Consider the following 12,697-nt stretch of genomic DNA (forward strand, 5'->3'; position numbering starts at 1 on the left):
GTGCAGACGCTGCCTGGGGTGCGCTGCTGGTGTTCCTGAGCGCGGTGAGCTATGCGCTCTATCTGGTGTACAGCGGCGAGATGGTCAGGCGGCTCGGTTCCCTGCGGCTGGTGGGGCTGGCTACCACTGTGGCCTGCCTGTGCTGCCTGCTGCAGTTCGTGTTGTTGCGGCCCCTGAGCGCGGCGGCCGTGGCGCCGGAGGTGATCTGGCTGTCGCTGCTCAATGCCACCCTATGCACTGCCGTGCCGGTGCTGATGGTGATGATGGCCATCGAACGCATCGGCGCCAGCATGGCGGCGCAGACCGGTATGGTGGGCCCCATGTCCACCATCCTGATGGGTGTGTTGATTCTGGGTGAGCCGTTTACGGCCTGGGTTGCGGCGGGAACGGTGCTGGTTATCGCCGGCATCTTTGTTTTCACCAGAACCAGATAGCCCCCGCGGCCCCGGTTGGTGAAGAAGTGCCGCCGTCGCAGGCCCGTTACGTCCTAGTTGGTTTTCTTGCCGGTGGTGCGCGTGGGTGCGGGCGCCTGCGCCGTGGGCCGGCGGTTCGAGGCGGTCATCCGCTGCGCTACCGTAACAGACGGCTGGCCCGCATAAGCGTCCAGCCGGTTGCCCATGGCCTGCTCAAGCTGGTTCAGGCGAACCTGTGCCGGTGGATGGGTGCTGAGCGACAGGGCAAATAGCGCATCGTCCGGCGCGGCGCTGCGCAGTTGCTGCAGCACCGCCACCAGGCCGTAGGGATCGAACCCTGCACGCGTGGCGAGGGCCACGCCGGTACGGTCGGCGTCAAACTCGTCCTGCTGGTCCAGGCCCTTGGTGTACATGTTCTTGCCCAATGCCAGCAACTGCGACGACACCAGGCCGCCCAGGTCGTTCTTCAGCTGGGAGCTGATCACCTGCGTCAGAAGGCCGGCGCGTGCCGCCTTGTTCATGGCGATCAGGTGGTGCTTGGCTGTGACGTGGGTGATTTCGTGGGCCAGGATGCCTGCCAGCTCGCCTTCGTCCGCCACGCGGTCCATCAGGCCTTTGGTGACGAAGACATAACCGCCCGGCGTGGCAAAAGCGTTGAAGCCGGGGTCGTCGAGGATGGCGAAGGTCCAGGGCAGGTCGGGCCTCGATGACTGCAGGCTGATCCAGCGCCCCAGCTGGTTGATATAGCGCTGCGCGGCCACGTCAGGGTAGAGCGGTTTGCTGCCCAGCAGTACGGCGGCCAGTTGCTGGCCGATCTGGATTTCACGTGGCTCGTCAATCTGATCCAGCGACTGTGACAACAGCTGGAACAGGTCACCCCCTTGGGCCGCCTGCTGTCCACCAGGTGTAAGGCTGGCGCCCAGCAATGCGCCGGCCAGGCCGGCCGCGGAATTGGGTTGCGCAGGGGCGGGCTGCGCCGGCTGGTTGGGGCGTATCAGTGACTGGAACAGGCCGCCCAGCGCCTTGCCTGCATCCTGTGCATGTGCGCCCAACGGGAGCAGGCCGGCCACCAGGGCCAATGCAAAAACCGCATGGCGTGCGGGCGTTGCCAGTGTTTGGAGGGTGTGAAGGTTCATTGCGATGCCTCTTGTTTTTTTAGCCGCCGTATTGCTCGGTCCTGGCGCCGGGTGCGGCGGCCGGAGGTGCGGGTGTGGGGAGGGGCTCGACCTGCCGGGTGTTCAGCGAGGCACTACCCGCAAATTGCCGGGCTTGCGCAGCGTTCGCACGGTTGGCGTCAGCTTGCGCCACCGCCGCCAGGTTAGGAACGGCATTGGCCAGGTCTTCCGCACCGAGGCCGCGAATGCCGACGGTGGAGGTGGCAACCGCGCCGCCCGGCGCCTGTGCGCTGCCCTTGTTGAAAAAGCTCGAGAGGCTGCGCAGCGCACCGGTGCCGGCGCCGGCCTGCGAGCTGGGGGCCGTGATGTCAAACATGTGCACCCAACCGCTGGTGCCGTCGGCTGTGCGGACCTTGATCCACGCGCCGTTGCGCTCGCCCAGCCGGGTCACGGAAGCCTGTACCGGTAACGGCGCCAGGCTGCGGGCCGATTCGCCCGGGCCTTCACGCAATTGGGCTGCACGCTTGATCAGTACGGCCTCGCCTTGCGGCTGGGCGTGTGCCGGGGCGCTGAAAACCAGCAGTGATGTGAGCAGGGGAGCGATAACCATTCCCGCCTGCATTTTGTATTTACTCAGTATCATGAGCCGCTCTCCCCCTGTGGTTGTAATGAGGAATTATTATKGATTTGGGTATTGCAGGCAAATGGGCGCTGGTTTGCGGCGCCAGCAAAGGTTTGGGCCTGGGTTGCGCCGAGGCTCTGGTGCGCGAAGGCGTGCATGTGCTGATCGTGGCGCGCGGCGAGGAAACGCTGAAGGCCGCAGCTGAAAAGCTGAAGGCAGATAAGGGCAAACCCGCAGGCGCAAGCGTCCAGTACGTCGCCGCCGACATCACAACACCCGAAGGCCGCGCCGCGGTGTTCGCGTTGCGCAAGGACTTCGACATCGTAGTGACCAACGCCGGCGGCCCGCCGCCCGGCGACTTCCGCGACTGGGACCGCGATGCCTGGCTCAAGGCGGTCGACGCCAACATGCTGACCCCGATCGAACTCATCAAGGCCACGGTCGACGGCATGGCGGCGCGCGGCTTCGGGCGCATCGTCAACATCACTTCCAGTTCGGTCAAGTCGCCCATCGATATCCTGGGCCTGTCCAACGGTGCGCGCAGCGGCCTGACCGGCTTTGTGGCCGGCGTGGCGCGCACCAAACTTGCGGCGCAGGGCGTCACCATCAACAACCTGCTGCCGGGCGCCTTCGACACCGACCGCCTGCGCGGCACCATGAGCGGCGCGGCGCAAAAAACCGGTCAACCTCTTGAGGCCATCATGGACGCGCGCCGCAAGAACATCCCGGCCCAGCGCTTCGGCACGCCCGAAGAATTCGGTGCCATCTGCGCCTTCCTGTGCAGCACGCATGCCGCCTACATGACGGGGCAGAACGTGCTGGCCGACGGCGGGGCCTATCCGGGCACCTACTGAGCATTGAGCGCGCGCCCTTGAGCCTGGACTACCTCCACTTCGATGACGCGGAAGGCAGCGACGGCACGGGTACGCTGGAGGCCGTCGCGCCAACCTGGCCCGAGCAGGTGGCAGCCGTCCATGCCGAGGTCGTCCTGATACTGGACTGGGCTCATAGGGAATTTCCTGGGCGGCGCGGCCCGCTCGAAGACGGCTTTGACTGGGACTACGACCTGCATGGCATGCAGGAACTGACGGCGCCCCAAGCCTTGCACTATGACGAAGCGGCGCGCCGGCTTTCGGTCCGGGCGGGCCCATCCGGCAAGCCGCGGCATACGCTGACCCTGTCGATCAGCGGAACCGCGGAATTTTGCGATGCGTTCAGGCGGCGCTTTGGACTGGAGCCGGATTGAGCGCCGCCCGAGTCACCCGGCTCCGGGGGCACGGAATGCAGCTGGGCCGCTCTCCGTGCTTTTTTCCCGGAACATTCTGACGGGCCTACGCCAGCGGTTCTTCGCAAGGCTCCGCCTTGCTGGCAACGCGCCGCATCAGTGCATGCTGCAGTCCAAACACCTCCAGCTGCTCCGCATAAGGCGCGAGCATTCGCTCTTCCTCCGCGATGGCGACACCCAGCAGACTGGCCATTTTCTCCTTGGTCACCTGGCCGTGTGCCAGCAGCTCGTCCACGATGCGCAGCAGCAATGCCGAATCAGTTTTAAGGATCTCCTGCGCGCGTGCATACGCCTCTGCCAGCAGGGCCTCAATCTCGGCATTGGTCGGCTCAACGTCGGTGTTGAGGTTCTCCTCGGTGCTGTCGGTCACGTCAATGCGGCTTAGCCGGTTGCCAAAACCGAAGTGGCGCACAAACCGCGCGGCCAGCGCGGTGGCATTCTTGAAGTCACTTTCGCTGCCTGTGGTGCAGGCATCTTCACCGAACACCAGTGCCTCGGCGGCGCGGCCTGCCAGGCCCACGCAGATGCGGTCCAGGCAGCTTTGCCGTGACTCGGCCTTCAGTTGCACATAGCTGTTGTAGCCACCCTCGAAAGACGCAACATTGATCTTGACCTCCTGCGGTGCGTGGCCAAACAGGCGGCCGTACGCCAGGCCGTGGCCTGCTTCATGCACCGCCAGCAGGGCCCGGAAGTCGGGGCTGGCGCGCTGCTTGAGCTGGTTAAGGTCCAGCGGTACAGGGTAGGCGGTGCTTGCGCCGCCGTTCTCACCATGTCGAACCAGCAGGGATTGCGTTGCGGCGTCCAGGCTCACGTGCAGGGTCGCACCGGCCGGCAAGCCTTGCTCATAGGCCCACAGAACGGCATTGACCAGCGGCGCGCTCAGGATGGCGTGAATCGACGAGAACAGCGGGCGCGTGCCTTGGGCAGGGAACACCGCGTTGGCATAAATGCCTTCGTACACCGACTCATGCAGCACAAACTCCAGCCCCGCACTGGCCTGCATTTCGCTGGCATATTTTGCGCACGTGCTGCGGATCAGCCGCTCATAAGTCGCCTGGCTCAGCGAGGGGTAGATCACGTGGTTGTTGCCCAGCCGCGCGATCTGTTCCGGCTTGAAGCGCTCTCCCAGCGCTTTCTTGACATCGATCATCGACAGCTTTTTCGTCAGCGCATGAAAGATGTCGGCGTCGGTGTCGCAGTCTTCTACCCGGCTGGCGGTGCCTTCGTACATCTCGTCCAGGTTGCCCGAAACGATGATCAGCAGGCGGCTGTAATCCGTCTCCCACGAGTCGGTCGATGTCTTGAATTCCAGCATGCGCTCCTGCAGTTGCTGGGGCGACCAGGTCATCACTTCCTGCAGCGTCTCCTTGAGCTTGAGGCTTTGCTTGAACTCCTGTGCCTGGTAGGGCGAGAGCTTGAACTTCAGCTTTTTCGTCACGGTGCCGTCCGCTGCAGGCTTGTCTTCGTCTTGGTGCTCGCGCTCATGCTCGTATTGCGAATACGCCAGGGACGACTCGAGTTCCTGCAGGAAAGACAGCGAGGGCGGCAGGCGTCCGTCAGACAGCAGCTGCCAGACATCCTGGTAGCGTTTGACGGCGAAGTCCTTGCCTTTTTCATCGACAGTGCGAAAGCGCTGAAATTCATCCAGCACCAGCATGCCGGGCTCGCTCTCGGCGACGCCCGACTCCGCGAGCATCGCGCTGATCGAGTCGGCGCTGCGCCAGCTGCTGCCGTTGCTGAAGCCGTCCATCTGCACTTCCACAAAACGGTCGTAAAAGCCCAGCTTCTGCGCCAACCGGCGCGTGAGCTGGGTCTTGCCGGTGCCGGTCAGGCCCCACAGGCACACAATCACCGGGCGGCGAATGATGTGCGGCAGCACATACCAGGCGCGGATCGACTCAATCACCCGGTCGATGATGTCGTCAATACCGAACAGCTCGGTCTTCAGTTCTGCGGCGACCAGCGCCAGATGGGCACTGCGTTCCCGCATGAGCTCAGGCGGCACGCGGGCTGCGTCCACCGTCTCGGTTGTCATATCGTTCTTCATGTCAATCAGTCAAATTTTTGAGGGCCTTTTGCAAGGCCACGGTTTCAGCCCGGCGATGGGCGCCGGCGCTGCGAATATGTTTGCCCGCACCCGACGTGATGGCACGTTCGGCGAGGGCGCGCACCACGGGATTGCGTGGTGTGGGTGTCGGCAAGGTCAAAGCCAGCGGCTGCTTCATGCGCCGCAAATGCTTGACCTTGCCAGCGGCAAAGTCACGGGAAAAAGTTTTGGCACTCATGTGCACGCTCCGAAAAAGCAAAACCCCGGCGAAAAATCAGCCTGGGGTTTGCGGAGCGCGCTTCACACGTGAAGGGACGGCACCGACTGCCCGCAGGGCTGGGTATGGTTGGCACCATATCCAGCCGGGGGCAGTGGAAGGTGCGTCAGGTGTGAGTGAACAAAGTCATGGGTCTAGGTGGCTTCAAGGTGTTTACTGCGCAAGGTTATTCGTTGCGCAGCGGCTCAAAGCAAGGAACGGATTCTGAAGAGCCCGCAGGGGCTTGGCAAGTTTTATGCGATGGTTTTTCGCAAGGTGTTGCAAAAATCAAACCATCGCAGCAGCATTGCCGCCGGTTCAGCGCCGCGACGACACCACGATGCCGCCCACGATCAGCACAAAGGCCAGCGCATGGTAGAGGTGCGGCAGCTCCCCGAGGAAAGCCGCCGAGAGCAGGGCGGCAAACAGCGGCGTGAGGTTGGAAAAGAAACCCGCGATCGCCGGGCCGACGCGCTGCACACCCAYGCYCCAGCAGCGGTAGGCAATCACTGCGGGCCCGACAGCCACATACAGCAAAGCTGCAGCCAGCGGCCAGCCCCATTGGATGTGCGCGTCGGTCAGTGCCCTTTCACCGGCGGCAAACGCGCCCGACCAGGCCAGGCCAAACACGATTTGCGCCAGCAAGAACGCGGCCCAGTCCTGGCGGATCTCTTTTGGTTCTTTGGGCTGCGACAGCAGCCAGCTGTAAAACGCCCACGACAGGGTGGCCAGCAAGACATAAAGGTCACCGGGCACCAATTGCACCTGCATCAGCAACTCCCATTGACCTCGGGACAGCACCACCAGCACGCCGGCAATTGACAGCACGGCGCCGGCGATCTGGCGCTTCGTTACGGGCTGCCCAAAAAACAGCGCTCCCACGACCAGCATCCAGATCGGCACACTGGATGCCACCAGTGTCACGTTGAGGGGCGTGGAAGTTTTGAGCGCCAGGTACTGGAGGGCGTTGTAGCAACCCACGCCCAGCAGGCCCAGCACGGCGAAGCGTTTCCAGTGGTGCCACAGTTCGCTTTCGGGGCGCAGCAGGCGATACGCAAGCGGCAACAGGATGAAGAAGGCCAGGGCCCAGCGAAGGAAATTGAGCGTCATGGGCGGCACCAGGCCGGTGACGAGGCGGCCCACCACGGCATTGCCGGCCCAGAGCATAGGAGGGATCACCAGCAGCGTGGCGGTGGCTGGCGTGAGGCGTTGGGTCATGGCGGCGACTTTACCAAGCACCACTGTTTTCCTCTTGCCGCGCAGGGTTCAACCCTTGGCGCCTGCGGCTCATTTCGATTCATGGCACCATGGCGGCCACCCCTTTTTCTTTCTCCATCTGCAACYTTTGCAAGGAAATCCATGGCCTCCATCACCTCCAAAGCCGTACGCATCAACCAGCACGGCGGACCTGAAGAACTCACACTGGTAGATGTGACGGTAGGCGACCCCGGCCCGGGCGAAATACGTATCCGCCACAAGGCCGTTGGCTTGAACTACATCGACGTTTACCAGCGCAGCGGTGTCTACCCGTTTGCCATGCCGCTTCAACTGGGCATGGAGGCTTCCGGCATCGTCGAGGCTGTGGGGGAGGGTGTGACCCACCTGAAAGCCGGTGACCGCGCGGCTTACGCCAGCCAGCCGCCCGGCAGCTATTGCGAATTGCGTGTCATGCCGGCCAAGTGCGTGTGCAAGCTGCCCGATGCGATCTCGTTTGAAACCGGCGCGGCCATGATGCTGAAGGGCCTCACCACGCAGTACCTGTTGCGGCGCACGCAACCGCAGGGTGGCCTGCAGCCTGGTGACTATGTGCTGTTTCACGCGGCCGCCGGTGGCGTGGGCCTGATTGCTTGCCAGTGGGCCAAAGCTCTGGGCCTGCAACTCATTGGTACCGCTGGCTCCGATGAAAAATGCGCGCTGGCCCTGTCGCAGGGCGCGGCCTTCGCCATCAATTACGCCAAAGAAGACTTCGTGGCCCGCGTCAAGGAGATCACCGGCGGCAAGGGCGTGAAGGCGGTGTACGACTCGGTCGGCAAGGATACCTTCCTCAAATCGCTGGACTGCCTGCGCCCCTTTGGCCTGCTGGCCAACTTTGGCAATGCCTCGGGCAAGACGCCGCCGCTGGACATCGGCCTGCTGGCTGCCAAGGGTTCGCTCTACGTTTCACGGCCGACGCTCTTTACCCACATTGCGACGCGTGAGACTACGCAGGAAATGGCGGATGAATTGTTTGCCATGGTCACCAGCGGCAAGGTCCACATCCCGATTGACCAGCGCTTTGCCCTGGCCGACGTGGCCGAGGCGCACCGTGCGCTTGAAGCCCGCAAGACCACGGGCTGCACCATCCTGACGCTGTAAAAGAAGGGCGAGTTGCCCCAGGGCACAGGCTTCTGTGCGGTAAACCTGTGTAAAGCTGGAGGGGGTATTCAACGCAAGGCGCGCCGCGTGCGTTACAAAGGGCTGCAGGAGAACACCATGCCCACAGTGACTATCCAGGCCGGCATGCTCGCGGCCTTCCTCGCTTGCCTCGTCGCTCCGGCTGCGCAGGCGCAGGCCGATGCCGCGCCGCCACCGGCCAGGCTTGCCGCCACATGGCGCGCCGCTTCGCGCCTGGGGTATGCGCCCACGCCGGCTTCCACGCAGGTGGCCGCGGCTTCACCCCGCGCCTGGGCGTTGCAGCAGCTGGATGCGGCCTATGCCGCAAGCCTGCGCCCTCCCAATCTTCCTGCCGAACTTGCCGGCATCAACGTACCGCTCAGTGACATTGCACGCAGCTTCCAGGCCGAACGGGAGGCGCGCAAGGCCGCACGCGAAACGCCCAAGCCCGGTATGGCCGCTGCGGCCGATACAGGCGGTGAAAAATTCAGCCGCGAGATGGCCCAGGGCGCCGCAGCCTGGCGGCTGATGTCCTGCAGCGATCCGGCGCTGGAAAATCCGCTGCTGGCCCGCATGACCGAGTTCTGGTTCAACCACCTCAATGTGTTCGTCGGCAAGGGCCCGGTACGCCCCTTTGTCGGCCACTATGAAATCAATGTGATTCGCGCCAATGCCCTTGGCCGCTTTGAAGACCTGCTGCTGGCCAGCGCCAGGCACCCGGCCATGTTGCTCTACCTGGACCAGGCGCAGAGCAACAGCCGCGGCCTCAATGAAAACTATGCGCGCGAGCTGATGGAGTTGCACACCCTGGGCGTGAACAGCGGTTACACGCAAAAAGACGTGCACGAACTGGCCCGCATCCTCACCGGCTGGACGGTGAACCTCAAGGACGGCGAAGGATTCCGTTTTGCCGAGCGCCTGCATGACAAGGAAGGCAAGGTGCTGCTGGGCCGTACGTTCGGCAGTGAGGGCATTGCGGAAGGCGAGGAAGCCATTCGCTACCTGGCACGCCGGCCTGAAACCGCACGGCGTGTGTCCACCCGGCTGGCCAGTTTTTTTGTGGCCGACAAACCCTCGTCCGCGCTGGTTAACCGGTTGGCGGCCACCTTCACCGCGACCCAGGGCGACATCCGCGCGGTGATGCGAACCCTGATTGACTCACCGGAGTTCTGGGCGCAAGATAACCAGTTGTTTAAAACCCCGCTGGACTTTGCCTGTTCGGCGCTCACTGCGGCAGGTGGCGTCAAGGAACGGCGTGACGTTGTGCAAACCCTGGGCTTCCTGGCGCAGGCGGGCCAGCCCATGCACGGCTGGCAAACGCCCGACGGCTACAAGACCGATGCCGCTACCTGGCTTGCGCCCGAGGCGTTGACGCGCCGCGCCGATTACGCCATGGGCCTGGCCCAGCGCACAGCCGAGCCGTCTTACCTCAACGCTTTTTTCAGCATCGCGACGCGCGAGCGCATTGCGCAGGAACCCGCGCAGATGCGCACCGGCCTGATGCTCGCCAGCCCTGACTTCATGCGCAAATAATTCCATGTCCAAATCAAACGTGCACTTTGTCGGCCCGCCTTGCCGTGCTGTAGCACTGTCTGCGGCGGGCCTTCGCGTTCACGCTTGATTTGTGCATGGAATAACCCGCAACAAGGACCTTCATGAAGACCCATCCGGATTCCCCCTGCTCGCCGAACTCGCAACAGCGCCGCCTGCTGCTGGGCTTTGGCGCACTGTCCGCCTTGTCGCTTGCGGCTCCGGGTGTGTGGGCGCAAGCCTTGCCTGCGAGCCGACCTGGCCTGGACGGCGGGCGCCTCATCGTTGTCTTCCTGCGCGGTGCGTACGACGGCCTGTCGGCCTTTGTGCCCTACGCAGACAAGGACTACTACGCTTTGCGCCCCAACATCGCGATTGCGGCGCCCGACGGCACGGCGCAAACCGCCTTGAAGCTTGACGGGACTTTTGCCCTGCATCCCGCGCTGGCCCCGCTGCTGCCGCTGTGGCAGCAAGGCATTCTGGGTTTTGTGCCCGCGGCCGGCCTGCCCGCGCCCAACCGTTCGCATTTCGATGCGCAGTACCAGATGGAGATTGCGCAGGGCGGCAAGACCAGCAGCGCGCCGGGGTGGCTCAACACCACAGCGGGCCTGGGCAAAGCCGCTGCACCGGGCGCCACCGCTCTCGGTGTGGGCGAGGCCAACCCCGCCATCCTGGGCGGGCAGGCGGCCGTCAGATTGATCCCGCGCGGCCAGTCGGCCGAACGCACCGGCGTGCTGGCCAACGACAGAACCCGCCAGGCGCTGATGGATTTGTACGCCGGCGACGACAAGATCAGCGAAGCGTTCCGCCAGGGTGCGGGCAGCCGCATGCAGAGCGCGCAGGAGCTCACGGAGCAGAAAAATGCCAGGGCCGGAAAAATGGCCGAAGACAACAGACGCATGGCGGACAAGCGGCTGGACCGTGATGGCGCGCCCGCCAGTCCACAAGCCCTGAACGCGCAGATGCTGGCAGCCAGCAACGGCGCGGCCGACCCGGTGGGCCTGCAGCTCGATGCGCAGCACCTGGGCACGCTGATGCGCAACGACCGCAAATTGCGCATCGGCTTTTTGTCGGCCGGCGGTTGGGACACCCATGCCAACCAGGGCGCCGCCACCGGCCAGCTGGCCAACAACTTCGGCAACCTTGCGCGCGGTATCGCGCAGCTGTGCCAGGATTTTTCCGAACCCGGCGACGTGGTCGTGGTGATGAGCGAATTCGGCCGAACCAGCGCCGAAAACGGCACTCGCGGCACCGACCACGGCTTTGGCAATGCCATGTGGCTCATGGGCAACCGTGTCGCCGGCGGGCGCTGGCATGGCCAATGGACGGGCCTGGCCCAACTCAACGAAGGCCGTGACTTGCCGGCGCACCACGATTACCGCGCGGTGCTGGCTCAGGTGCTGCGGGGGACCTTTGCGTTTGGCGACACGCAGCTGGCCGATGTGTTGCCGGGGGCCAGGTGGGACAGGCGTCTGGACGGCTTGTTCGCCAAAGCCTAGCTTCGCAGGTTGGCGCAGGATTCAAGGGTTTTAGCCGTTTCTCTCAATAGGGATAAGCGCAAGCAGCTATCAAATAAATAGCAAATGCAATCCCCGGAGCGGTGTTTCGCGCCTGGCCGGCAGGGTTGCAATGTCCGGTAGGTGTGGGCGAAGTAAACTGCGCAGCAGAATCCCGGATGGCTTGCTGGCCTCCGGTCTTTCGCATATCCATAGCCATAGCCTGCCAGCACGAGCCCCAAGGACGCATGATGATGCCGCCTGCTTTTGATACCCAATGGCTGCAAGCCCTGCGCGCCGGCGCGATCCAGCCGCCGCTGCGCCCACGTGTTCCGCTGTGGGCCGGTGAATCGGTGATCGGCTCGGTGGAGCCGGGCTTCTTTCACAAGCTGGCCCTGCATGCCGTGACAGACGACCCTCATCCCCTGCTGAAGGAGGAACACCCCGGCGGCCTGGGCTGGCGCTTGATGGGCGATGTGACCACCAGCCTGAACAAAATTGCGGTCGCGCTGCACGAAGCCGGGCTGGCCGGCGCGTGGCGCAACGAACAGCTCGCGGTACCTGACCAGTTCGGCCACCGCAAAGGTACGGTGGAGCGCGCGGCCGTGCGGCCGCTGGGCATCACCACACTGGCGGTGCACCTGGTAGGGCAGGCGCCCGATGGCCGTTTCTGGGTGCAGCAGCGCGCCCTCAACAAGTCCAACGACCCCGGCCTGTGGGACACGCTGATGGGCGGCATGGTGTCCGCCGCAGACACAGTGGAAACCGCCCTGGCGCGTGAGACCTGGGAAGAAGCAGGCCTGCATGTGGCCGAACTGCAGGCGATGCGCTACGGCGGCCGGCTTACGACCCGGCGCCCGGCCACCGACGGCAACGGTGCGGGTTATGTGGTCGAAGACATTGACTGGTATTGCTGCACCGTGCCCGAGGGCATGGCGCCGGACAACCAGGACGGCGAAGTGGCGCAGTTCCGGCTGATGGATGCCGCGCAGCTGGTGGACGGCATGCAACGCGGCGAATTCACGACGGAAGCCGCGCTGATTCTTTCGGATGTCGTGGGCCTGTCCTAGGCGGCGCTGCCTGGCCCTTGCTGCCCTTGCCTGGTGTTCCTCAGGCCTGATCGGTCAATGCAGGCTGGCGCAAACGGTTGGGGGCCAGTGCACCGGCCGAGTCCAGGATCGGGTAGGCGATCGAGCAGATGTGCGAGTTGATGCGCTTGAGTTCGCTGATAAGGTCGATGTGCAGCGAGCTGGTTTCCAGGCTCTGCACCGTATTGGCCGACAGGCGGCCCAGGTGGGTCGTGGCGTAAGCCCGCTCCAGATCGCGAAAGCGCGCTTTTTCTTCCAGCAGCTTTTGCGCGTCGCGCACCGTGCCGTTGAGGAACACGCTCATGCCCAGGCGGAGGTTGGCCACCAGGCGCTCGTGCAGTTCGACGATTTCAGCCATGCCGGCTTCGGAGAAGTTGCGGCCCGGCTTGATCTTCTTGTCTTCAATGTCGATCAGCACGCGCTCGATGATRTCGCCGATCTGCTCCATGTTGATGGTGAAGCTGATGATGTC

At 64.1% G+C, this 12,697-nt stretch carries 13 protein-coding genes; 7 read left to right on the top strand and 6 right to left on the bottom strand.

Annotated elements, in window-relative coordinates:
• A partial coding sequence (locus tag AC1D0Z_RS10820) for an EamA family transporter (RefSeq protein WP_477658250.1) occupies window positions 1-434 on the top strand: 434 nt, incomplete at its 5' end.
• 53 nt (window positions 435-487) lie between these two features.
• Here the strand turns inward: AC1D0Z_RS10820 and AC1D0Z_RS10825 are convergent.
• Both AC1D0Z_RS10825 and AC1D0Z_RS10830 read right to left on the bottom strand, forming a co-directional pair.
• Entirely contained in the window at window positions 488-1,549 is a 1,062-nt protein-coding gene (locus AC1D0Z_RS10825) for a M48 family metalloprotease (protein ID WP_477658251.1), read from the bottom strand.
• Window positions 1,550-1,568: 19 nt separating this feature from the next.
• On the bottom strand, window positions 1,569-2,138 hold the full coding sequence (locus AC1D0Z_RS10830) for an SH3 domain-containing protein (RefSeq protein WP_477658252.1): 570 nt from the start codon (window positions 2,136-2,138) through the stop codon (window positions 1,569-1,571).
• 71 nt (window positions 2,139-2,209) lie between these two features.
• Between AC1D0Z_RS10830 and AC1D0Z_RS10835 the strand changes: the two genes are divergently transcribed.
• Both AC1D0Z_RS10835 and AC1D0Z_RS10840 read left to right on the top strand, forming a co-directional pair.
• Window positions 2,210-3,004 (top strand): SDR family oxidoreductase, encoded by a 795-nt coding sequence (locus tag AC1D0Z_RS10835; RefSeq protein WP_477658262.1) that lies wholly within the window; start codon window positions 2,210-2,212, stop codon window positions 3,002-3,004.
• A 17-nt stretch (window positions 3,005-3,021) separates the two neighbouring features.
• Window positions 3,022-3,396, top strand: a complete 375-nt coding sequence (locus tag AC1D0Z_RS10840; protein ID WP_477658253.1) for a hypothetical protein — start codon at window positions 3,022-3,024, stop codon at window positions 3,394-3,396.
• A gap of 85 nt (window positions 3,397-3,481) precedes the next feature.
• Here AC1D0Z_RS10840 and AC1D0Z_RS10845 read toward each other — a convergent pair whose 3' ends face one another.
• The 3 genes from AC1D0Z_RS10845 to AC1D0Z_RS10855 form a co-directional block, all read right to left on the bottom strand.
• On the bottom strand, window positions 3,482-5,470 hold the full coding sequence (locus AC1D0Z_RS10845) for an AAA family ATPase (protein ID WP_477658254.1): 1,989 nt from the start codon (window positions 5,468-5,470) through the stop codon (window positions 3,482-3,484).
• Between the two features lie 13 nt (window positions 5,471-5,483).
• The gene (locus AC1D0Z_RS10850; protein ID WP_477658255.1) at window positions 5,484-5,720 is read right to left on the bottom strand and encodes a hypothetical protein; all 237 of its coding nucleotides are present in this window, start codon (window positions 5,718-5,720) and stop codon (window positions 5,484-5,486) included.
• Window positions 5,721-6,056: 336 nt separating this feature from the next.
• Window positions 6,057-6,956, bottom strand: coding sequence for a DMT family transporter (locus AC1D0Z_RS10855; protein WP_477658256.1), 900 nt, complete (start codon window positions 6,954-6,956; stop codon window positions 6,057-6,059).
• Between the two features lie 141 nt (window positions 6,957-7,097).
• Between AC1D0Z_RS10855 and AC1D0Z_RS10860 the strand changes: the two genes are divergently transcribed.
• From AC1D0Z_RS10860 to AC1D0Z_RS10875, 4 genes are all read left to right on the top strand, one after another.
• Window positions 7,098-8,093: a quinone oxidoreductase family protein gene (locus tag AC1D0Z_RS10860; RefSeq protein WP_477658257.1), complete on the top strand. Its 996-nt coding sequence runs from the start codon at window positions 7,098-7,100 to the stop codon at window positions 8,091-8,093.
• Window positions 8,094-8,210: 117 nt separating this feature from the next.
• A complete protein-coding gene (locus AC1D0Z_RS10865) occupies window positions 8,211-9,644 on the top strand; it encodes a DUF1800 domain-containing protein (protein ID WP_477658258.1) in 1,434 nt (477 codons plus the stop codon).
• 122 nt (window positions 9,645-9,766) lie between these two features.
• Window positions 9,767-11,140: a DUF1501 domain-containing protein gene (locus AC1D0Z_RS10870; RefSeq protein WP_477658259.1), complete on the top strand. Its 1,374-nt coding sequence runs from the start codon at window positions 9,767-9,769 to the stop codon at window positions 11,138-11,140.
• A 245-nt stretch (window positions 11,141-11,385) separates the two neighbouring features.
• Complete coding sequence (locus AC1D0Z_RS10875) at window positions 11,386-12,207, top strand: NUDIX hydrolase (protein ID WP_477658260.1); 822 nt, start codon at window positions 11,386-11,388, stop codon at window positions 12,205-12,207.
• 40 nt (window positions 12,208-12,247) lie between these two features.
• On the opposite strand, the gene AC1D0Z_RS10880 is transcribed toward AC1D0Z_RS10875, so the two are convergent.
• The coding region (locus AC1D0Z_RS10880; protein WP_477658261.1) for a PhoU domain-containing protein at window positions 12,248-12,697 on the bottom strand (450 nt) is incomplete at its 5' end.

The organism is Polaromonas sp. P1_E3 (genome assembly GCF_056405935.1).